Source organism: Halogeometricum sp. S3BR5-2 (genome assembly GCF_031624635.1).
Classification (GTDB): Archaea; Halobacteriota; Halobacteria; order Halobacteriales; family Haloferacaceae; genus Halogeometricum; species Halogeometricum luteum.
The window spans coordinates 1,002,903-1,023,041 of sequence record NZ_JAMQOQ010000002.1 but is presented as its reverse complement, the minus strand read 5'-3'; the positions used below and the strand labels follow the sequence as shown (position 1 = coordinate 1,023,041).

The window sequence follows — 20,139 nt, the reverse complement described above, 5'->3', positions numbered from 1 at the left end:
TCCGATTCGAGTCGGCGAGTTCGCAGGCGCTACCGAACGGTTGTTTCGGGAGGACAATCTCGAACGAACGGAAGTTCGACGACGCCGCGGAGACAGCTTCTTGCCCCGCCGGCGAGTGCGTCCGATTCATGCCCGACCACCCGCGCGAGGGGGACACGCACGCCGTCGAGCGGTCGTTCTCGACCGAGGACGTTCGACAGTTCGCGTCGCTCTCGAACGACGACCAACCGAGACACACCGAACCCGACGCGGACGGGAGGTTACTCGTCCACGGCCTCCTGACGGCGACGCTGCCGACCGAGGTGGGCGGCGACCTCGGCGTGCTCGGCCGTTCGTTCGCCTTCGAGTTTCATCGACCCGTGTACACCGGCGACGCCGTCCGCTGTGAGTGCGTCGTCGAGAGCGTCGAGGAGCGAGACGACCGGTACGACCTCTCGGTGGACGTGACCTGCACGCGGGAGAATGGAAGTGAGAACGGCGACGACTCGACGGTAGTGATGACGGGGACGGTGACCGGACTCGTCCGGAAACCTTAGGCGCGCTTCTGAATCTCCTCGCGGAGCACCGAACTGACGACTTCGCCGTCGGCCTTCCCGCGGAGGGCGCCCATCGCCTCGCCCATCAGCGCCGAGAACGCACCCATACCCTGCTCTTCGACCTGTCCGCGGTTGCGCTCGACGACCTCGCTCACGGCGTCGCGCACCTCGGACTCGTCGACGCCCGAGAGGCCGGCCTCCTCGATTGCCTCCTCGGCCGACAGCGAGGGGTCCTCCGCGATTGCCGTCAGCACGTCGTTGACGCCCTCCTTCGCCAACTCGCCGTCCTCGACGAGGTGCATCAGGTCGAGGAGGTGCTCGTCGGAGACGTTCCCGACGGCCACGTCGTCGCGGCGCAGTTCCGTCAGCGTGGATTCGAGGAGGCCCGCGGCGAACGTTGCGTCGACGCCCTCGTCCGTCGCGCGTTCGAAGAGCGGCATCCGCCGACCGTAGGCGACCTGTTCGGCGAGGCCGGCGCCGAGGCCGAACTGAGTCTGATAGCGTTCGACTTTCTCGGTGAGGAGTTCGGGCGTCTCCACCTCCGAGGGGTCGAGTTCCACGGGCGGAACGTCCGTCTCGGGGTACATCCGCGCCGCACCGGGCAGGGGGCGCAGGTAGCGCGTCGTGCCGTCGTCGTTCGCGCCGCGGGTCTCCTCGGGGACGCCCGACAGCGCCGTCTCCGCGCGGGCCTTCGCGGCGTCGATGGCCAACTCGGCCGTCTCGGGGTCGGTGGCGACGATGGCGACGGCGTCGTCCTCGCCGGCGCCGACCGCCTCGCGGAGGGATTCGACCTCCTCGTCGGTGACGCCGTAGGCGGGCAGTTCGTCGGTGTGGAAGATGCCGCCCGCGCCGTGGCGCTTGGCGTGGTCCGAGAGTTCGGTGCCGAGGCGGCGGTCGGGCTGAATCTCCCGCCCGACGAGGCCGTCGAAGCCGAACAGGGGGACGGCGCGGACGGCGCCGCCCGAGGAGAGGGCGCCGCCGATGACGCCCGAATCCGTTCCCTCGAACACCTCGGTCACGTCGGTGGCCTCGCCGACCGAGGCGTCTCTCGACTCCAGTTCGTCGCGGATGGCGAGCAGTTCGACCTGCCGACCCACCTCGTTGCGGACGATGTCGTCGATGGCGTCCAGCGCCTGCACGCCCTTTATCTCCACGCGCGCGCCGTCGGCGATGGAGACGTTCACGTCCTGCCGGATGGTGCCGAGGCCGCGCTTGACCTTCCCCGTCGAACGCAGCAGCATTCCGATGGTCTCGGCCGCCTCGCGCGCCTGTTCGGGCGAGGAGATGTCCGGCCGGGTGCCGATTTCGACGAGCGGGATTCCCAGTCGGTCCAGCGAGAACGTGACGCCGTCCTCGCGCTCCTCGACCCGTTGGGCGGACTCCTCTTCGAGCATCAGGTCCTCGACGCCGACGGGGCCGTCGCTCGTCTCGATTTCGCCGTCCTGCGCGACCAGCGAGGAGCGCTGGAAACCGGAGGTGTTCGAGCCGTCGATGACGAGTTTGCGCATGACGTGCGCCTGGTCCACCGCGTCCATATCGAGGAGCGAGGCTATCTGCATGACCACTTCGCGGGCCTCCTCGTCGAGTCGGTGCGGCGGTTCGTCGTCCTCCTCGACCAGGCAGGTGGTGTCGTAGGCGAGGTACTCGAACTCGCGGTCGACGCGGCTCTCCTCTAAGGCCGCCTCGTCGAGTTCGCCGAGTTCGCTCTTCGTCGGGTGGAGAAACCGGGTGAACGTCCGCTCGGCGTCGTCGGGGTCGCGGATGGCGGTCGGACACCCGCAGAACAGTTTCGTCGCGGTGTCGAGTTGCTGGTGGATCTCCAGCCCCGCGACGAGTCCGAGGCCCTCGTAGTCGTACGCGCTCATTGATAGCCAATGCGAGTGCGGGGTGTAAAAAGGATTCACAACCGACGCCGGCGCGGTCGGGACTGTGGGCCGTCGGCGGAGGAACCACTCAGGTTTCGAATCAACGGGCGGACGCGGTCGATACCGCGCCCGCGAGAAATCGACGCTCCGCGCTCCATCCATCCGTTTCGGGTCCGGCCACGGACCCGTCCTGTCCGTCGCTTAGACGCGACGCAAGCCCTGACCGAGACCCGTCGCCTCGTTGCACTCGGGGCACTCGTAGTGCCAACCGTCGTTCGTCGCTTGCCCCTCCGGGAACGTGGCGCCGCAACCTCGACACTCCAACATGTCGCGGCCGTGCTCACGCCGATACTGAAGGCTCGGCATGATTGCTATTTCTACGGATTCCGGCATCAAAATACCGATTCTGTCCGCCGTTCGTGACTGTTCCGCACGGAGGCGCCTCCGTCGCCGGGTTTCCGAACTGACACTTCCGAAAGAAACTATTGAGAAACCGTGCCACACCCGACGCGGACCGCTCCGGCCCGCCGCGACGCCCCCTCAGTCGTCGCCGAGGATGCCCCGGTGAGTCATCTTCTCGGGGTCGAGCACCTCGGCGGCCTCCTCCTCGGAGAGGTAGCCCTTGTCGACGACGACTTCGCGGACGGTCTTGCCCTCCTTCAGCGCCGTCTTGGCGACTTCGCTCGCCTTGTCGTAGCCGATTGTGGGGTTCAGGGCGGTGGCCAGCGCCATCGAGCGCTCGACCTGTTCCTCGCAGACCTCCTCGTTGGCCTCCAGTTTGCGGACGAACTTCGTCCCGAACGTCTCGGCGGCGTTCGACAGCATCTGCGTCGACTCGAGGAAGTTGTGCGCGATGACGGGCTTGTAGAGGTTGAGGTCTATCTGCCCCTCGGCGGCGCCGGCGGAGACGGCGGCGTCGTTGCCGACGACCTGCTTGTGGACCTGGTTGACCGCCTCGGCGACGACCGGGTTGATTTTCCCTGGCATGATGGAACTGCCGGGCTGGTTCTCCGGTTGCTCTATCTCCCCGAGGCCGTTGCGCGGGCCGGAAGCCAGCAGGCGCAGGTCGTTGGCTATCTTGTTCATCGACCCGGCGACGGTGCGGAGGGCGCCGTGCGCCTCGCTCATCGCGTCGTGGGCGGCCTGCGCCTCGAAGTGGTCGTCGGCCTCGCGGAACTCGACGCCGGTCTCCTCGGAGATGTACTCGGCCGCCTTCTCGGGGAACTCGGGGTGGGTGTTCAGTCCCGTCCCCACCGCGGTGCCGCCGAGGGCGAGTTCCGAGAGGTGCTCGCGGACGTTGTCGACGCGGCCGAGACCCTTCTCTATCTGGGTGCGGTAGCCGCCGAACTCCTGTCCGAGCGTGATGGGCGTCGCGTCCTGCAGGTGGGTGCGCCCCGTCTTGACGACGCCCGAGAACTCCTCCTCCTTCGCTTCGAGCGCTTCGCGCAGGGTGTCGAGGGCGGGCAGGAGGTCCTTCTCGACCGCTTCGAGCGCGGAGACGTGCATCGCCGTCGGGATGACGTCGTTCGAGGACTGTCCGTAGTTGACGTGGTCGTTCGGGTGGACGGCCCGGTCGCCTATCTCCTCGCCCAGCAGTTCGGCGGCGCGGTTGGCGATGACCTCGTTGGCGTTCATGTTCGAGGAGGTGCCCGACCCCGTCTGGAACACGTCGACGGGGAACTGGTCGTCGTGTTCGCCGGCGATGACCTCGTCGGCGGCCTCGACGATGGCGTCGGCCTTCTCCTCCTCGACGAGTCCGAGGTCGCGGTTCGCCTGCGCGGCCCCCTTCTTCACGACGCCCAGTGCGCGGACGAACCGGCGGCTGAACGTGATGCCCGAGATGGGGAAGTTCTCGACGGCGCGTTGGGTCTGGGCGCCCCAGTAGGCGTCCGCCGGCACCTGCATCTCACCGAGACTGTCCCGTTCGGTACGGAAGTCCTCGCTCATACGTCGGGAGACGAAGGGTGTGCGCGTAAAACCCGTTGGTCCCGGCTCGATTCGCCCTCGGCGCGCCTACGAAGGCGTTTCACGAACCGAAAACAATATTCGGAGACCGGGAACGAAATCTCCGCGGTGCGACCCGAAACACGGCGATTCGACACGATTTTCTTCGCCGCCGTCAGCGCAGACCTATCTGAAAAATTATTCACTCCCGCCGTGGCAGCGTTGCGTCGGTCCATTTAGTACCTCACCCGATTCAGTGACATACTGATTCACTCATATATCAGTAAAGACCGACAACGTTTAAGTAAGGTATGCAGAATAGTCTACGCGCAACTGTCAGCGACAAATTACCATGAACGAAAACACCAACGACGACGGACTCTCCCGACGCACGTATCTTCGACTCAGCGGTCTGGCGGGTGCCGGTATGGCCGGACTCGCCGGCTGTTCGAGCGGCGGCGAACAGACTGACACGGAGACGACGCAGGCGGGCGGCGAGGGGACGAGCGGCGAGTCCACCGACACGGCGACCGAAGAGAGCGGCGGCGGCAGCGGCAACGCCCTCGAACTCGTCCACTGGTGGACGGCCGGCGGCGAGCAGGACGCGCTGAACGCCCTGCTCGAAGGCTTCCGACAGGAGTACCCCGACGTCCAGATAAACAACAACCCGGCGCCCGGCGGCGCGGGGTCGGCGCTCGACACGGTCGTCAAGAACCGCGTGCTCAACCAGAACCCGCCGAGCACGTTCCAGATATGGCCGGGTAAGGCGCTCACCCAGTACGTCGAGGGCGACGTGCTGAACACGCTTGGCGACTCGGTGTGGAGCCAGGACATGCGCGACGCCTATCGGCAGGGCGTCCAGGAACTCGCCCAACCGGCGGGTAACTACGTCGCGGTGCCGCTCAACATCCACCGGCTCAACAACCTCTTCTACAACACGGCGGTCCTCGAGGAGGCGGGCGTCGACCCGTCCAGCCTCTCGGACCCCGCCGCGGTCACGGATGCGCTCGGCACCGTCGCAGAGAACACCGACGCGGTGCCGATGGCCCACCAGACGCAGTCGCCGTGGTCGTCCGTCCAACTGTGGGAGACCATCTTCCTCGGATACAACGGCGTCGACGCGTACAACGACGCCATCGTCAACGGCAACATCGGTCAGCACGAGAGCGCCGTCAGCGAGTCGCTCCAGACGCTGAAGGACTACCACCAGCACTTCAACGACGACGCCGGCTCCATCTCGTGGGACCAGGCGAACAGCAAGGTGGTCAACGGCAACGCCGCGTTCATCCACCAGGGCGACTGGGCGGCGGGGCAGTACAAGTCCGCCTCGGACTTCGAGTACGAGAGCGACTGGAACATGGTCCCGTTCCCGGGCACCGGTTCGATGTACTCCGTGGTGACCGACTCGTTCGTCTTCCCGAAGAACAACCCCTCGCCCGACGCGACGCGGAAGTTCCTGAGCTACTGCGGCACCGTCGACGCGCAGGAGCGGTTCAACCCCATCAAGGGGTCCATCCCGCCGCGGACCGACGTGCCCACCGAGCAGTTCGGGCCGTTCCTCTCCTCGCAGATAGAGGACTTCAAGAACTCCGACTCCCAGCCGCCGACCATCGCGCACGGGACGGCGGTCACCCCGGACGTCCACGGCAACATCGACGAGGCGTTCGCGGGCTTCAACGAGCAGTGGAACGTCCAGTCGACGACCACCGCGCTCGTCAACGCCTTCCCGTCCAACTAACGGGCGACGATGCTCGAATCACTCTTTCGACGACTCGCGACCCGCGGCGGCGAAGAGAGCGACCGGAGCGGCGGCAGCGACGGCGACGTCCGGACCGACGGCGGCACCGTCACGCAGACGGCGGGATCGACCGAAGGGTCCCAGCGCTCGTGGCGCGAGTCGGAGTTCGTCCGCTCGCTGCCCTTCTGGCTCCCGCCGGCGCTCCTCATGGGCCTGTTCGTCTACGGCGCCATCGGCTGGAACGCCGTCATCTCGCTGACCGAGTGGGAGGGGTTCGGCAGTCCCGACTACGGCGACCTCGACTTCTCGATGTACGCGCAGATGCTGGCGGACCCGACGTTCGTCGCGGCCGCGCGCAACACCGTCGTCCTCCTGGTCGCGTTCACCGTCGTCTCGCTGGTGGTCGGTCTCCTCGTGGCCATCTTGGTCGACCGGGGCATCCGCTTCGAGAACACACTGCGGACCATCTACCTCCTGCCGATGAGCCTGTCGTTCGTCGTGACGGCCATCTTCTGGGCGTGGATGTACAACCCCGAGTTCGGTCTCATCAACGTCGTTCTCAGAGGCATCGGTCTCGGCTTCCTCGCGAATGACTGGATCAGCGACCCGAGCACGAAGCTCTGGGCGGTCATCTTCGCTTTGATGTGGCAGTTCAGCGGCTACTGCATGGTCGTCTACCTCGCCGGCCTGCGCGCCATCCCGAGCGACCAGTTCGAGGCGGCGCGCATCGACGGCGCGTCGACGCTCCGCATGTACTGGCGCGTCATCATCCCGCAACTGCGCGCCTCGACGATGAGCGCCGCCGTCGTGCTGATGGTGTTCGCGCTGAAGGCGTTCGACTTCCTCTACGTCATGTTCGGCGACACGCCGGGCCCCTCGACGGACATCCTCGCGACGATGATGTTCCGCGAGGCGTTCAGCTCCTCGAACTGGGCGTACGGGGCGGCCATCGCCACCGTGCTGTTCCTGCTCGCGTTGGTGGTCATCGGTCCGTACCTCTACGTGCAGTACCAGCGGGGTGACCTATGAGCACCGACACGGACGGGCGCTTCCCAAGCGTCTCCCGCATCGCGCTGTACGCCGTCCTCGTCGCGATGGGGCTGTTCTACCTCGCGCCGCTGGAGACGGGGCTGATGACGGCCATCAAGACGCAGGACGCGTTCTTCTCGTCGACGCCGTTCGTCCCGCCGTTCGGCGACGGCTTCACGCTCCAACCGTGGTACGAGGCGTGGGCGACGATGCAGGGTCCGCTCACGGACTTCTCCGGCGCGCTGTACAACAGCGCGTTCGTCGCCATCCCGGCGACGGTGCTGTCGGGCCTCATCGGCTCCGTGGCGGCGTACGGGCTGACGAACCTCAACTGGCGCGGACAGGCCGCGGTGCTGATGCTGTTCGTCGCCGGGATGTTCGTCCCGTATCAGTCCGTGCTCGTCCCGCTGACGCGCTTTTGGACCATCGTCGGCCTGCAGAATCACCTCGCCGGCGTGCCGTTCCTCGCACAGCGGGTCGGACTCATCGAACTCGTCGTCACGCACACGGCCTACGGGATTCCCATCTGCACCATCCTGTTCCGGTCGTACTACGCGAGCTTCGACGCCTCGATGCTGGAGGCGGCTCGTATCGACGGCGCGACGTTCACGCGCATCTATCGGCGCATCATCTTCCCGCTGTCGAAGCCGATGTTCGCGGTGGTGCTCATCTACCAGTTCACGCAGGTGTGGAACGACTTCCTGTTCGCGCTGGTGTTGGTGTCCTCGCCGACGAGCGAGGTGGCGACGATCGCGCTGAACAAACTCCAGGGCTCGATGGTCCAGCAGTACAACGTCCAGATGGCCGCCGCGTTCGTCGCGGCGCTTCCGACGCTCCTGGTGTACGTCCTGTTCGGCGACCAGTTCGCCGAAGGGGTCGCAGGTGAATCATAAATGGCAGAACTCACACTCGATCACGTTACGAAGGTGTACGACGACGACGGCTCGGACATCGTCGCGGTCGACGACGTCTCGATAGATATCGCCGACGGGGAGTTTCTCGTCCTCGTCGGTCCCTCGGGGTGCGGGAAATCGACCACGCTCCGGATGATAGCGGGGCTGGAGACGATATCCAGCGGGGATATCAACCTCGGCGGCGAGGTGGTCACCGGCCGACCGCCCCGCGACCGCGACATCGCGATGGTGTTCCAGTCGTACGCGCTGTACCCCCACATGACCGTCCGCCAGAACATGTCGTTCGGCCTCGAAGAGTCGACCGACATGGCCGACGGCGAGATATCGTCGGTCGTCACGGACACCGCCGAGATGCTGAGCATCGGCGACCTGCTCGACCGGAAACCCGGCGAACTCTCCGGCGGGCAGCAACAGCGCGTCGCCCTCGGCCGCGCCATCGTGCGCGACCCGAAGGTGTTCCTGATGGACGAACCCCTCTCGAACCTCGACGCCAAACTCCGCTCGCAGATGCGCACGGAGCTTCAGCGCCTGCAGGAGGACCTCGGCGTCACCACCGTCTACGTCACCCACGACCAGACGGAGGCGATGACGATGGGCGACCGCATCGCCATCCTCAACGACGGCGTGCTCCAGCAGGTGGCGACGCCGCTGGAGGCGTACCACCAGCCCGCGAACCTGTTCGTCGCGGGGTTCATCGGCGAACCCTCGATGAACTTCTTCGAGATGGAGACGCAGGGCGACCGGTTGAGCGGCGACCGGTTCGACTACCCCATCTCCCAGAAGACGCGCGAGGCCGTCGGCGACGCGACGAACGTCACGCTCGGCATCCGACCGGAGGACGTCGAACTCGTCGACGAGGGAGAGGGCGACCACGACTTCGGCACCGTCGTCGACGTCGTCGAACCGATGGGTAACGAGAACAACGTCTACCTGTCGTTCGAGACGGACGACCCGGCGGACTTCGTGGCGACCATCGACGGGATGCGGAGCCTCGACGCCGGGCAACCGGTCGTCGCCCGCATCCCCGAGGACGCAATCCACCTGTTCGACACCGACACGGGCGCGGCGCTGAAGAACCGCTCGCTCGCCGAACTCGAAGAGACGGAACCCCGCCTCTGAGCGGACCGCCCCGGTAGCTACCCCTTCCTCACGCCGACTCGCCGGCGGCCTCGTACTCCTCGGGCGTGTACGTCTTCAACTCCATCGCGTGGATGTCCGTCGTCATCGACTCCCCGAGGGCGTCGTACACCATCTGGTGTTGCTGGACGAGCGTCTTCCCGTCGAACGCCGTCGAGACGACGACGGCCGCGAAGTGCGCGTCCTCGTGGTCCTCGTCCGGGACCCGGGGGAGCGTCACCGTCGCCTCCGCGTCCTCGATACCCGACTCGATGAGTCGTTCGACTTCTGCGGTCTCCATACCCGCAGGTGGGGCCGCCGGCCGATAAAGTCCTCCGGGAACGACCGACGACCGGGCTCGACCCGGGCCGCGGCGGCGGCGAGACGACCGACGACGTGCCGTCGTATCTCGAACGGTCATTACTATTTCCACGTACCGCCGAGCGAATTCGAATACGTCAAAAATCACTGCCGATAATTGGACGGGCAGCTATAACCTTCACGTTTTCCTAGGTGTGAATCGTACGATGAAAGTCGAACATATCCCCCTATTGAATCAGATCAGAGACAGTTTCACGAAGGTGCTCGTCTCTTTGTTCCTCGTCGTCACGGTGTTCGTCGGCGGGGCCAGCGTCTACACCTACGTCAGTCTCGCCGCTAAGATCGAAAGCCAGACATCGGCGGCGGTAGCGCGGGACCTGGAGCAGGTGCTGCTCGTCGACCTCGGCGTCCTGTTCGCGGGGACGCTCCTCGGCCTCGTGGGCATCGCGCTCTTTCTCGCCCGATACGTCGCTGCACCGCTCCGAACGCTCGAAGGGCGCGTCGAACGCATCCGGAACGGCGATTTGGACGAACGCGCCGACTTGGGTCGTCCGGACGAACTCGGCCGCGTCTCCGACGGCGTCGACATGCTTCGTCGGGACCTGCGGGACCAACGCGACGACACGAGCGCGCACCTCGAAACGATGCGCGCGGCCGCCGCGAACGACATGACCGCGCGGATGAACGAGGACAGCAACAGCCGCGACATGCGCCGCATCGCCGAGGCCTTCAACGAGATGATGGTCGGATTGGAGGGGACGGTGCTCGCGGTCAAGCGCTTCTCCGACGACGTCGCCGCGCAGAGCGAGGAGGTGGCGACCAGCGCCGGCGAGGTGAACCGCGCGAGCCAGGAAGTCGCCGAGTCCGTCGAGCAGATATCCTCGGGCGCGCGCGAGCAGTCCGACAGCGTCACCTCGCTCTCGGGCGAGATAGAGACGCTCTCGGCCGCCATCCAGCAGGTCGCGGCCGCGTCCGACGAGGTGGCGGCGCAGGCCGACGAGGCGGCGACCCAGAGCGAACGCGGGCAGGCGTTCGCCGAGGACGCCCTCTCCGGCATCGACGCCATCGAACGCGAGACCGAAGAGACGGTCACCGCCGTCGAGCGGCTGGACGAAAAACTGGTCAAAGTGGGCGAGATAACCGACCTCATCGGCGGTCTGGCCGAGCAGACGAACATCCTCGCGCTGAACGCCAACATCGAGGCGGCCCGCGCGGGCGAGGCCGGCGAGGGCTTCGCGGTCGTCTCCAACGAGGTGAAGTCGCTGGCCGAGGAGACGCGGGAGTTCGCCGACGACATCGCGACGCTCGTCGAGGAGGTGCGCGAGCAGCGGACGGACGTGACCGAGGGCATCGAGGGGATGCGCGAGTCGGTCTCCGAGGGGACCGAGTCCGTGACAAGCGCGCTCCGAACGCTGGACGACATCGACGACGCCATCGGCGAGGCGAACCGCAGCGCCGACGAGATATCCTCGGCCACTTCCGAGCAGGCGAACGCCGCCCAGGAGGTCCAATCGATGACGGACGAGGTGGCGAGCGTCGTCGAGGAGACGACCAGTGAGGCGGAGAACGTCTCCGCGGCCGCCGAGGAGCAGACGGCCTCGCTCGGCGAGGTGACCGACAGCGCCACTCGACTGGCGCAGCAGGTCGACGAACTCCAAGAGCGACTCGCCCAGTTCGAGGTGGGCGCGTCGGCGGACGGCGCCGGCGCGGCCGACGCGCCGAACGACCGGCCGACGAGCGGCGTCGACGACGCGACGGGCGGTGACGCAGCGAACCCCGGGCGGGAGCGCGCGACCGTGGCAACGGACGGCGGCCGACCGTAGCCGGGTTCCGACGGCCCTCCGACCGGACCGCTCTCGAACGACACCCGACCGCGGACGACCCTTTTTGCGACCGTCTCCGTTGCGCCTCCCCGAGAACGACCTCGGCGACGTCTCTCGACACACAGATTCGATCTCGATGAGTAGCGGCGAACCGTTCTACCTGCTCGGGCGTCGCACGAATCGAACGAATGCTGCGGTCTCGCGACCTGCGCAGACGCCGTCGCGGCCGAGTGGGGTGAGCGGTCGAGTTCCGCCGACCTGTGGGATCCTCGGGGTCTGCCCGCCCTACATCTGGTAGCGCCGCTCGTCGTCGCGTTGCGGGTACTGGTCCTGACCCGTCACCTCGTCGTAGGTCATCCCCGAGAGGTACTCGTCGTACGTCACGTCGTAGCCCTGCCGGAGGTGGAAGTCCAGCGTCCCCCGGTCGACGGTGGTCTGAAACAGCAGGTGGACCGCCCGACGGAGCAGTTCGTCCGTCTCGTCGGTCTCGAAGACGGCCGACAGCATCGCCAGTTCGTGTCGCGTCTCGCGGTCCAGCGACGCCGTCGACTCCGCGTCGATGTCGGCGTACGCGGCTTCGACGTCGTCGGTGAGTTCGTCGAGTCCCATATCCTCCCCCGAGGACTGCGGCCCGTAAGGCTTCTGCGACTCGGGACGGACCCCCGCTCGGACCGGCGACTATCCGGACCGTCGAACCGACCCGACCGACGCGGAATCACCACCCCTAAGCCCGCGCCGGCCCACCTCCGCACGATGACCGACGGCGACGCTTCGACCCTCGACGCCGGCGACGCGCCCGCCCTTCCCGACGACCCCGCGGAGGTAGAGGCCGTCCGCGACGCCCTCGTCGAGTGGTACGAGGCGGACCACCGCGACTTCCCGTGGCGGCGGACGCACGACCCCTACGAGATTCTCGTCTCGGAGGTGATGAGTCAGCAGACGCAACTCGGCCGCGTCGTCGAGGCGTGGGCGGACTTCCTCGAGGAGTGGCCCACCGCCGCCGACCTCGCGGCCGCCGACCGCAGCGACGTCGTCTCCTTCTGGAGCGGTCACAGCCTCGGCTACAACAACCGCGCGAAGTACCTCCACGAGGCGGCCCGACAGGTGGTCGAAGAGTACGACGGCGAGTTCCCGCGCACGCCCGAGGAACTGTCGGAACTGATGGGCGTCGGTCCCTACACGGCGAACGCCGTCGCCTCGTTCGCGTTCGATAACGGGGACGCGGTGGTGGACACGAACGTGAAACGGGTTCTGCACCGCGCCTTCGACGTCCCCGACGACGACGCCGCGTTCGAACGCGTCGCCTCCGGCCTCATGCCCGACGGCGAGTCGCGCGTCTGGAACAACGCTATTATGGAACTCGGCGGGGTCGCCTGCGGGAAGACGCCGCGGTGCGACGAAGAGGGTTGTCCGTGGAGGCGGTGGTGTCACGCCTACGAGACGGGCGACTTCACCGCGCCGGACGTGCCGACGCAACCGGAGTTCGAGGGGAGTCGACGACAGTTTCGGGGCCGGGTCGTTCGCGTGCTCGGCGAGTACGACGAACTCTCCCTGGCGGAACTCGGGCCGCGGGTTCGCGTCGACTACGGCGGCGAAACGGGCGAAGAGTGGCTGCGCGGCCTCCTCTCCGACCTCGCGGCCGACGAGTTGGTCGAACTCGCGGAACGCGACGGCGGGACGGTCGCCCGGCTTCGAGGCTGAGCGTCGGCCACGCGGGAGAGAGCGGACGTCGAAAAGATCAGTTCGAGAGGCAACGGGGCACTACTCGGTGTCCGCGCGGACGAACGTCACCGGGCAGGGCGCGGAGAGCATGATCTGTTGTGCGAGGCTCCCGAAGACCGCCTTCCCGGTGGGAGAGCGCTTGCGGCCGCCGACGAGGATGCGGTCGGCGTCGGACTCCTCGGCCAGAGCGGTGATACCCTCGTCCTCGTCGCCGACGGTGCCGCGAACCTCGTAGTCGATGCCCTCGGCGTCGAGGCGGGCCGCGAACTCGCGGATGACGGAGTACCGGACGGCCACGCTGTCGGGGGAGACGTCGTTCGTCGCTTCGTCGAAGCCCAGCGCCTCGACCCGGTCCTCGAAGTCCTCGGGGCTGAAGGTGTGCGCGAGGACGACCGTCGCGCCAGTGGGGCCGGCGACGTCGATCGTCTCCTCGACGAGGCGGTCGAGGCGGTCGCTGTCGGTCGGTCCGACGGCGACGAGTACGTTTTGAAGTCCGGTCTGCGTGGGTTTCTGAGTCGCGACGGGCGTTTCCATACGAAACCGTACGCGAGAAGCGCTAATAAGGCTTCTGCAGATTAACTCTATTTCGAGTAAATATCTGTACCGTACGTTCGTGAGGGTCGGACAACGGGCCGTAGCGTCGCGTCTGCGCCACCGGCTTCCAGCGCCCCCCGTCTGCCGACCTCGGTGCCGTCGCTCACGCGCTTGGCGCTTCTCTCAACTCATCGCTCGAAGCGACCGTCCTCCGAGAGACCGCTCTCCCGAAGCACGCGCCCGCCCGAACGGCTTTGGCGGCGAACGGGCCTCCGAGAGGCGAACGACGCGACGACCTCAGTGAAGCAGACTCCCGACGAACTCCTCGTAGCCGTCCGGAACCGCCTCCCGAAGCGCGTCGGTGTCGGTCTCGCCGTCGACGTTGACGAGTACGGTCCGACCGTCCACGTCGCCGTAGGCGTTCTGGAAGTCGTAGACGAAGCCGTAGAGGTCCTTCCCTTCGGACACCTCGTCGCTCTCGCGGAGGTACTCCACCTGCGCGTGGACGTTGTACTCGACGAGTTGGTTTACGACCGCTCGTTTCTCGGCGTCCGTCTCGACGGCGCCGCCGTCGAGGGCCTCCTCGACCACGTCGACGATGGGTGCGACCTCCTCCTCGATTCCGGGCGGTTGCTCCCCCGCCTCCCCGACGACGGACTCGTAGGCGGCCGTGACGGCCCCGCATCCCGTGTGACCGACGACGACGCCCGAGGAGGCGCCGGACACCTCCAACCCGTACAGGAAGCTCCCGTCGACCGCTCGCTCCCCGTCGACGCGCGTCGTGACCTTGTTGCCGATGTTGGACGGCTTGAACAGGAAGCCGGCGTCGAGGGGTGCCGCGAACATCCCCTCCTGTGAGACCCGCGAGTCCGAGCAACAGACCGAGACGACCGCCGGGGACTGCGAGGTCCGGACGCCCTCGAAGTACCCCTCCGGGAGCGCGCCCGACCAGAGACCGTTGCGTTCGAGCAGTCCCGGGAGGTCGCCGCCGAAGGCGAACTCGTCGCCGGCCGATTCGGCCTCCGCCTCCGGCTTCGACTCCGAATCCTCGCGGCCCTCGTCCGCCCCTGACTCGGCGTCGGCGGCCGCTACCCCTCCCGCCCCGTACCCGAGGATACCAAGCATCGCCGCGCCCGCGCCGCCGGTTTTCAGCGCCGTCCGTCTGCTCATCGAGGTGTCGTCGCTCATGCTCTTGCCGCTTCTCTCAATCCGTACTTAGAAGCGGTGGCCGCGGCGCCCTCGGCTGATTCGAGGGGCGTCAGCCCCTCACGGCCGGCGACGGCACCAGACGGGCCTCACCGCTGGAAGCGACCGTCCTCCAGCAGGCCGCTCTCCCGGAGCACCCGCTCGCCCGAGCGGACGAGTTGCTCCCGACGCCGCTTCGCCGTGGCGTTGTAGAGGTCGCCGTCGCGCTTGACGACGCGGCCGTCGACGAGCACCGTGTCGACGTTCGCGACGCCCGCTTGGAACACCGCCGTCTGGACGGGGTCGTGCACGGGAGCGGTGCCGATGTCGTCCGCTCGAATCAGCGTGATGTCGGCCCGCTTCCCGGGCGTGAGCGACCCGATTTCCGACTCCATGCCGAGCGCCCGGGCGCCCTCGATGGTCATCAGTTCGAGCGCGCGGTGGGCGCTCAGAGAGACGCTCTGAATCTGCTCGCCGCGCTCGACGGTCGGCTGGTTGTCGAGCGCTCGCTGAACCTGCAGGGCCATCCGGTTCTGCGTGAACATGTCGCCGCTCACGTTCGAGACGATGTCGACGCCGACGGATGGAATCGCGCCGCCGTCGATAGCGTCGCCGAGCGCCGGCATGCCCATCCCCATCTGCATCTCGACTTCGGGGGTGGTCGAGAGGGACCCACCGGAGTCGCCGATGAGCGCGAACTCCTCGGCGGAGAGGCGGTTGCCGTGGACGTAGTTGAGGTCGTCGCCCAGCAGCCCCAGTTCGTGCAGTTTCTCGACGCCGCCGCCGCCGAGCGACCCGATGTGCATCGACGCCGGAATCCCGAGTTCGCGGGCGAGTTCGATGTCGTCGGTCACCACCTCGTCCGTCGAGTAGTCGGGGCCGCGAATGCCCATCGCCAAAGAGAGCAGGCCGTCCTCGGAGGGGAACCGCTCCTCGTGGAGGCGGCGGATGTCGTCGGGGTGGGTGACGCCGCTGTCCTCCCACCACGTCGCGCTGTCGTCGCCCGGCGGCCCGTGCGCGAACAGCGCCCGGATGCCGGCGTCCGCCAGTCCGTCTATCGCGGCGTCGGTGTGACGAGGGGTGTTGGCGATGTGGAACCAGTCGAGCACCGTCGTCGTCCCCGCGTTCAACTGCTCGACGGCGCCGAAGAGGTTGCCGAGATAGGCGTCTCTCGGCTCGTACTGCGCGCTTATCTCGCCGAGCATCGTCTCCAGGTACTCGAGGAACGTCCAGTTGCCTGCGACGCCCCGGACCCCCGCCTGCCACGTGTGCAGGTGGGTGTTGACGAACCCGGGGAGGACGACGGCGTCGCTGGCGTCGATGACGTCGGCGTCGGCGTCCTCGATGTCCGCTTCGATTCGGCTGATTCGCCCGTCCTCGACGAGCACGTCGGCCCCGTACTGCACGCCGATGTCGGGGTCGACGGAGACGACGATGCCATCCTCGATGAGCGTCCGGTCGACGGCTCCTCGCCCCGACGCGTCCGCGCCGCGTCCCCGCTCGGCGTCGGACTCGTGCGCGCTCGCCGACGAGGCGAAGGTGAGTCCCGCGAGCGCCGTTCCGCCGGCCTGAAGCACTCGTCGCCGCGATACGTCCGTTCCCGTCGCGTCCGCGTTCTCGGTCATTGTCTACGGTTTCGAGTTGGGTCCGAACCACGTTGGACGCTCGTTCGTGATATCCCAACACCGGTCCGCACCGCTGAGAGTCGCGGGGCGAGGCCGTCCGCGCGACCCGGCGACGGCGTTCCCTCCCTTCGCCGCTCCGGTCAGTCGTCCGCCGGCGACTCCGCCGCCGGTGCGGCGGTCGCGCCCCCGTTCGAGACGAACGTCGTGGCCAGCCACGCCTCCGCGCGGGTGAGGCGGTACTGCAGCGTCGAGGTGGGCAGCCCCTCGGCCTCCGCAATTTCTTGGAGCGATTTCTCCCGCGGATTCCGGTAGTAGCCGTGTTCGACCGCGAGTTCCAGCGCCTTCCGCTGTTCCAGCGGCAGGTCCCCGCCCGCGTCGTCGGCCCAGTCGGGCGAGCGGCTCAGCCGCTCGAAGTCGAGTTCGAAGCCATCCCGGAGGTTCGCCTCCAGTTCGTCGTAGACGGCGCCGACCGCGGCGTCCTCGTCGGCGAGGATGCGCCACTTGTACTCGCGGCCGTGCTGTTCGGCCCGGCAGAGCGTCCCGTCTCCGAGGTGAGCGGCGGCGAGATAGGGGACCGACCTGCAGTCGCCCCCCTCCGACTGCCGGGAGTAGACGACCCGACTCGTCGGTCGCTTCGCGAGCACCTCGTAGGAGAGGTCGACCGGACACCCGCCCATCCCCCGGAGGTTCGAACACCGGTCGAGTCGCGCCAGTTGCTCGTCGAACGCCGAGAGCGCCTCCCGGGGGCCGGTCACCTCGTCGACCCGCCACATCGTATCGGCCGTCGCGTGGCAGGAGACGGTCCGCGCGTAGAGCCCCGGGTTGGCGATGAACACGTCCATCAGGTGGTCGGCGCCCTCCTCGTAGGTCACCGTGAATGCAAACTCTCGCACGAACGCGTTACGCGGGGCGTGGAAGTGAGCGCTCGGTCGCCCGGAACTCGCCGCCGGTATCTCCGCCCTTTTCCGGGCGACTGACTACGACTTCGTCTTCAGCGTCCCGAGGACGGCCTCGCCGTACTCCGTGGCGGTCCACTCGCCGTCGACGTACCGCTCCGCCCACGGCGTGACGACCTGAAACGACCCGAACGGCTTCTTTCCGCCGTCGAGAAGCGCGACGCTGACGCGCTCGAAGGAGTCGTCGCTCCGGACGAGGGCGGCGTAGGCGCCCGCGACGTGTCCCACGTCGGTGACGACGCCCCGCCCGGCGGCGTCGCTCGGAGTCGCCTTCAGTTCGAGTTTCTTTCCGCGCTTCGTCAGTTTCTCGACGGCCGGTCCGCCCTCGGCGACGGCCGCCTCGAACGCGTCGGCGTCGGCGACGTCGGTCGACGCGGCGTCCCCGACCGACCGCCCGGCGACCGACCACCGCTCCTCGACGGGGAGGGCCGGCAGGTCGCCGTGGGCCGGGGTCTGCCGTTTCGCCGCCGTGGGCGTGTCGCTCCCGCCGTCCGCCTTCGCCGCGCACCCGGCGGTGAGACCGACTGCGAGGGCGGCCGCGCCGCGACGGAGGATGTGGCGTCGTCGCATGGGATGGATGGATGTTTATTCTACGCCACTACGAATAAATATTTTTGCAGATTGGCGAGTATTTATTTACGGGACCGGGGAGAGTCGCCGCCATGGCCCTCGAACCGTACTTCTTCGCGCAGTTGGTCGTCGGGCTCGCCCTCGTCGGTCTCGCGGTGCTCCCCCGATTCGTCAGCGACTGGCCCGTCTCGCTCCCGATATTCTACGTGAGCCTCGGCTTCGCGGCCTTCTCGCTTCCGCTGGGACTCCCGGCGCCGGACCCTCTGAAGTACGGCACCCTCGCGGAGAAGCTAACCGAACTCGGCGTCATCCTCGCGCTGACCGGGGCCGGGTTGAAACTCGACCGCACCCCCGGCCTCCGCGATTGGGCGTCGACGTGGCGACTGCTCGGCGTGACGATGCCGCTGTCCATCGCCGCCGCGGCGCTGCTGGGGTGGGGCGTCGCCGGGTTCGCGCTCACGACCGCACTGCTGCTCGGGGCCGTGCTCGCGCCGACCGACCCGGTGTTGGCCTCCGAGATGCAGGTCGAAGAGCCCGGCGCGGGCGCGGAGGACGAACCCGCCGAGGGGGCGGCCGGGAAGACCGACGAGGTCCGCTTCGCGCTCACCTCGGAGGCCGGACTCAACGACAGCCTCGCGTTCCCGTTCACGAACCTCGCCATCGCCGTGGCGCTTCTCGGCGTCGACCCGGGCCTCTGGCTCGGCGAGTGGGCGCTCGTCGACGTCGGGTACAAACTCGCGGTCGGACTGCTCTCGGGGTACCTCGTCGGCCGGGCGCTCGGCTGGGTCGTCTTCGCCGGTAGCCCGGACTCGGAACTCGCCCGGAGCGTTCGGGGGATGGAGGCGCTCGGCGGGACGCTCCTCGTCTACGCGTTCACCGAACTCGTCGGCGGGTACGGCTTCCTGGCCGTCTTCGTCGCCGCCCTCGTCGTCCGGGACGCCGAGCGAGAGCACGACTACAACGAGACGCTCCACGACGTCGCCGAGAAGAGCGAACAGACGCTGATGACGGTGCTGATGGTGCTGTTCGGCGGGGCGCTCGCCGCCGGATTGCTCGACCCGTTGACGACGACGGGCGTCGCGGTGGCGCTGACGCTCGTGTTCGTCGTCCGACCCCTCGCCGGCGCCGTCGGTCTCTTCGGGTTCGACCGCGACCCCCTCGAACGCGGCGTCATCGCGTCGTTCGGCATCCGGGGGCTGGGTTCGTTCTACTACCTCGCGCACGCGCTGAACGTCGCCCCCTTCCCCGAGGCCCGGCGGCTCTGGGCGCTCGTCGGCGCCGTCGTCCTCGTCTCCGTCGTCGTCCACGGCGTCTCGGCCACGCCGGCGCTGAAGCTGCTCGAACGCCGGTCGTCGTGAGGAACTCGACATCCGCGGCTCCCGAGTCGCCGCTCGCGGTTCCCGGTTCGAGGGAACCGATGTCCATCTTATCCTATTAGGCCGCCTCCCTCTAGACGAGTGAGCTACGATGAACGAGCGAAAACTCCTCGGTTGGGCGGTCGGTACAGTCGCCGTCGTCGGCGCGTTCGCCCTCGGAACCGCGGTGGTGTCCGGCGGCGGAACGAACGGGTGGTGGATGCCTCACATGGGCGCGGGCGGATGGATGGGACCCGGAACCGCCGGATGGATGGGGATGGGCGGCTGGGGCCTCGGGATGCTGTTCGTCGGCCTCCTCTGGACGGCTCTCCTCGTCGGCGTCCCGGTCGCGGTCACCTACTGGTTCCTCGCGCGGCGCGAGGACGGCCGAACCGATCCGGCCATGGACGAACTCCGGGAGCGATACGCCCGCGGCGAAATCGACGAGGCGGAGTTCGAGAGCCGGAAGCGGCGGCTGAGCGGCCAGTAGCCGTCGATTAGTCGTCGCCGACCGGTAACGGCCGACAGCGCCCTTCGCGGCTCGGGTTTCGGATCCCTTCGATTACGGCACTTTCAGGTACGCGTACCCCTCGGACTGTAACCGCGTCAGTTCGCCGACGCCCGAGGGGACGGACTCGACGTTCGCCAGCAGCCTCGATTCGGGGATGTCGCGCCCGGTCAGCGAGTTGCGACAGCCGAGACAGCGCACGTCGTCGCCGAGGGCCCGCACCTCCTCGGCCAGCGGCGACCCCTCGGTGAACAGGTGGATGGCGTCGCCGTTGATGAGGAGCGCAACCTCCTCTACCTCGACCGTCCCGTCGTCGAGGAGGTTGCTCACGTTCCCCAGCGCGTGCCGCCAGTCGCTCACGTCGCCGCTCGTGAGGTGGAACACCGTCTTCATACAGC

At 67.7% G+C, this 20,139-nt stretch carries 20 protein-coding genes; 9 read left to right on the top strand and 11 right to left on the bottom strand.

Translation table 11 applies throughout. The features are described 5' to 3' along the window. Positions 1-128 precede the first annotated feature (128 nt). A complete protein-coding gene (locus tag NDI79_RS11890; RefSeq protein ID WP_310928665.1) occupies positions 129-536 on the top strand; it encodes a hotdog family protein in 408 nt (135 codons plus the stop codon). Here the strand turns inward: NDI79_RS11890 and gatE are convergent. The 3 genes from gatE to NDI79_RS11875 form a co-directional block, all read right to left on the bottom strand. After that, positions 533-2,401: a Glu-tRNA(Gln) amidotransferase subunit GatE gene (gene gatE / locus NDI79_RS11885; protein WP_310928664.1), complete on the bottom strand. Its 1,869-nt coding sequence runs from the start codon at positions 2,399-2,401 to the stop codon at positions 533-535. The genes NDI79_RS11890 and gatE overlap by 4 nt on opposite strands. Before the next feature lie 201 nt (positions 2,402-2,602). After that, entirely contained in the window at positions 2,603-2,767 is a 165-nt protein-coding gene (locus NDI79_RS11880) for an HVO_2901 family zinc finger protein (protein WP_008383308.1), read from the bottom strand. A 174-nt stretch (positions 2,768-2,941) separates the two neighbouring features. Further along, positions 2,942-4,348, bottom strand: coding sequence for a class II fumarate hydratase (locus NDI79_RS11875; RefSeq protein ID WP_310928663.1), 1,407 nt, complete (start codon positions 4,346-4,348; stop codon positions 2,942-2,944). Between the two features lie 349 nt (positions 4,349-4,697). On the opposite strand from NDI79_RS11875, the gene NDI79_RS11870 reads away from it, so the two are divergent. From NDI79_RS11870 to NDI79_RS11855, 4 genes are read left to right on the top strand one after another with little or no spacing between them, the layout of a single operon-like run. Further along, complete coding sequence (locus NDI79_RS11870; protein WP_310928662.1) at positions 4,698-6,083, top strand: ABC transporter substrate-binding protein; 1,386 nt, start codon at positions 4,698-4,700, stop codon at positions 6,081-6,083. A gap of 9 nt (positions 6,084-6,092) precedes the next feature. Next, positions 6,093-7,112 (top strand): carbohydrate ABC transporter permease, encoded by a 1,020-nt coding sequence (locus tag NDI79_RS11865; RefSeq protein WP_310928661.1) that lies wholly within the window; start codon positions 6,093-6,095, stop codon positions 7,110-7,112. Continuing rightward, positions 7,109-8,005 (top strand): carbohydrate ABC transporter permease, encoded by an 897-nt coding sequence (locus NDI79_RS11860; RefSeq protein WP_310928660.1) that lies wholly within the window; start codon positions 7,109-7,111, stop codon positions 8,003-8,005. Before NDI79_RS11865 ends, NDI79_RS11860 begins: the two co-directional genes overlap by 4 nt. Beyond that, positions 8,006-9,145 (top strand): ABC transporter ATP-binding protein, encoded by a 1,140-nt coding sequence (locus NDI79_RS11855; protein ID WP_310928659.1) that lies wholly within the window; start codon positions 8,006-8,008, stop codon positions 9,143-9,145. Between the two features lie 28 nt (positions 9,146-9,173). Here the strand turns inward: NDI79_RS11855 and NDI79_RS11850 are convergent, their stop codons facing one another. Continuing rightward, positions 9,174-9,443, bottom strand: a complete 270-nt coding sequence (locus NDI79_RS11850; RefSeq protein ID WP_310928658.1) for a BolA family protein — start codon at positions 9,441-9,443, stop codon at positions 9,174-9,176. Between the two features lie 226 nt (positions 9,444-9,669). Between NDI79_RS11850 and NDI79_RS11845 the strand changes: the two genes are divergently transcribed. Further along, positions 9,670-11,286 (top strand): methyl-accepting chemotaxis protein, encoded by a 1,617-nt coding sequence (locus tag NDI79_RS11845; RefSeq protein WP_310928657.1) that lies wholly within the window; start codon positions 9,670-9,672, stop codon positions 11,284-11,286. Between the two features lie 285 nt (positions 11,287-11,571). Here the strand turns inward: NDI79_RS11845 and NDI79_RS11840 are convergent, their stop codons facing one another. Next, a complete protein-coding gene (locus NDI79_RS11840) occupies positions 11,572-11,895 on the bottom strand; it encodes a ribbon-helix-helix protein (protein WP_310928656.1) in 324 nt (107 codons plus the stop codon). 144 nt (positions 11,896-12,039) lie between these two features. On the opposite strand from NDI79_RS11840, the gene NDI79_RS11835 reads away from it, so the two are divergent. Beyond that, positions 12,040-12,987, top strand: a complete 948-nt coding sequence (locus tag NDI79_RS11835; RefSeq protein WP_310928655.1) for an HhH-GPD family protein — start codon at positions 12,040-12,042, stop codon at positions 12,985-12,987. Between the two features lie 60 nt (positions 12,988-13,047). On the opposite strand, the gene NDI79_RS11830 is transcribed toward NDI79_RS11835, so the two are convergent. From NDI79_RS11830 to NDI79_RS11810, 5 genes are all read right to left on the bottom strand, one after another. Then, entirely contained in the window at positions 13,048-13,542 is a 495-nt protein-coding gene (locus NDI79_RS11830) for a universal stress protein (RefSeq protein ID WP_310928654.1), read from the bottom strand. A gap of 297 nt (positions 13,543-13,839) precedes the next feature. Further along, positions 13,840-14,730 (bottom strand): carbonic anhydrase, encoded by an 891-nt coding sequence (locus tag NDI79_RS11825; RefSeq protein ID WP_310928653.1) that lies wholly within the window; start codon positions 14,728-14,730, stop codon positions 13,840-13,842. 107 nt (positions 14,731-14,837) lie between these two features. Next, positions 14,838-16,352: an amidohydrolase family protein gene (locus tag NDI79_RS11820; RefSeq protein WP_310928652.1), complete on the bottom strand. Its 1,515-nt coding sequence runs from the start codon at positions 16,350-16,352 to the stop codon at positions 14,838-14,840. Between the two features lie 140 nt (positions 16,353-16,492). Further along, the gene (locus NDI79_RS11815) at positions 16,493-17,245 is read right to left on the bottom strand and encodes a helix-turn-helix domain-containing protein (RefSeq protein WP_310928651.1); all 753 of its coding nucleotides are present in this window, start codon (positions 17,243-17,245) and stop codon (positions 16,493-16,495) included. An 84-nt stretch (positions 17,246-17,329) separates the two neighbouring features. Further along, on the bottom strand, positions 17,330-17,878 hold the full coding sequence (locus NDI79_RS11810; RefSeq protein ID WP_310928650.1) for a DUF8159 domain-containing protein: 549 nt from the start codon (positions 17,876-17,878) through the stop codon (positions 17,330-17,332). Between the two features lie 92 nt (positions 17,879-17,970). Here NDI79_RS11810 and NDI79_RS11805 point away from each other — a divergent pair, with 92 nt between their 5' ends. After that, positions 17,971-19,236, top strand: a complete 1,266-nt coding sequence (locus NDI79_RS11805; RefSeq protein ID WP_310928649.1) for a cation:proton antiporter — start codon at positions 17,971-17,973, stop codon at positions 19,234-19,236. 109 nt (positions 19,237-19,345) lie between these two features. Then, entirely contained in the window at positions 19,346-19,723 is a 378-nt protein-coding gene (locus NDI79_RS11800) for an SHOCT domain-containing protein (RefSeq protein ID WP_310928648.1), read from the top strand. A gap of 72 nt (positions 19,724-19,795) precedes the next feature. Here NDI79_RS11800 and NDI79_RS11795 read toward each other — a convergent pair whose 3' ends face one another. After that, the gene (locus tag NDI79_RS11795) at positions 19,796-20,134 is read right to left on the bottom strand and encodes a DsrE family protein (RefSeq protein ID WP_310928647.1); all 339 of its coding nucleotides are present in this window, start codon (positions 20,132-20,134) and stop codon (positions 19,796-19,798) included. Positions 20,135-20,139 lie beyond the last annotated feature (5 nt).

Excerpts from the sequence above, each read along its gene's own strand:
- NDI79_RS11890 (WP_310928665.1), top strand. The coding sequence starts at position 129 with ATGCCCGACCACCCGCGCGAGGGGGACACGCACGCCGTCGAGCGGTCG.
- gatE (WP_310928664.1), bottom strand. The coding sequence starts at position 2,401 with ATGAGCGCGTACGACTACGAGGGCCTCGGACTCGTCGCGGGGCTGGAG.
- NDI79_RS11880 (WP_008383308.1), bottom strand. The coding sequence starts at position 2,767 with ATGCCGAGCCTTCAGTATCGGCGTGAGCACGGCCGCGACATGTTGGAG.
- NDI79_RS11875 (WP_310928663.1), bottom strand. The coding sequence starts at position 4,348 with ATGAGCGAGGACTTCCGTACCGAACGGGACAGTCTCGGTGAGATGCAG.
- NDI79_RS11870 (WP_310928662.1), top strand. The coding sequence starts at position 4,698 with ATGAACGAAAACACCAACGACGACGGACTCTCCCGACGCACGTATCTT.
- NDI79_RS11865 (WP_310928661.1), top strand. The coding sequence starts at position 6,093 with ATGCTCGAATCACTCTTTCGACGACTCGCGACCCGCGGCGGCGAAGAG.
- NDI79_RS11860 (WP_310928660.1), top strand. The coding sequence starts at position 7,109 with ATGAGCACCGACACGGACGGGCGCTTCCCAAGCGTCTCCCGCATCGCG.
- NDI79_RS11855 (WP_310928659.1), top strand. The coding sequence starts at position 8,006 with ATGGCAGAACTCACACTCGATCACGTTACGAAGGTGTACGACGACGAC.
- NDI79_RS11850 (WP_310928658.1), bottom strand. The coding sequence starts at position 9,443 with ATGGAGACCGCAGAAGTCGAACGACTCATCGAGTCGGGTATCGAGGAC.
- NDI79_RS11845 (WP_310928657.1), top strand. The coding sequence starts at position 9,670 with ATGAAAGTCGAACATATCCCCCTATTGAATCAGATCAGAGACAGTTTC.
- NDI79_RS11840 (WP_310928656.1), bottom strand. The coding sequence starts at position 11,895 with ATGGGACTCGACGAACTCACCGACGACGTCGAAGCCGCGTACGCCGAC.
- NDI79_RS11835 (WP_310928655.1), top strand. The coding sequence starts at position 12,040 with ATGACCGACGGCGACGCTTCGACCCTCGACGCCGGCGACGCGCCCGCC.
- NDI79_RS11830 (WP_310928654.1), bottom strand. The coding sequence starts at position 13,542 with ATGGAAACGCCCGTCGCGACTCAGAAACCCACGCAGACCGGACTTCAA.
- NDI79_RS11825 (WP_310928653.1), bottom strand. The coding sequence starts at position 14,730 with ATGAGCGACGACACCTCGATGAGCAGACGGACGGCGCTGAAAACCGGC.
- NDI79_RS11820 (WP_310928652.1), bottom strand. The coding sequence starts at position 16,352 with ATGACCGAGAACGCGGACGCGACGGGAACGGACGTATCGCGGCGACGA.
- NDI79_RS11810 (WP_310928650.1), bottom strand. The coding sequence starts at position 17,878 with ATGCGACGACGCCACATCCTCCGTCGCGGCGCGGCCGCCCTCGCAGTC.
- NDI79_RS11805 (WP_310928649.1), top strand. The coding sequence starts at position 17,971 with ATGGCCCTCGAACCGTACTTCTTCGCGCAGTTGGTCGTCGGGCTCGCC.
- NDI79_RS11800 (WP_310928648.1), top strand. The coding sequence starts at position 19,346 with ATGAACGAGCGAAAACTCCTCGGTTGGGCGGTCGGTACAGTCGCCGTC.
- NDI79_RS11795 (WP_310928647.1), bottom strand. The coding sequence starts at position 20,134 with ATGAAGACGGTGTTCCACCTCACGAGCGGCGACGTGAGCGACTGGCGG.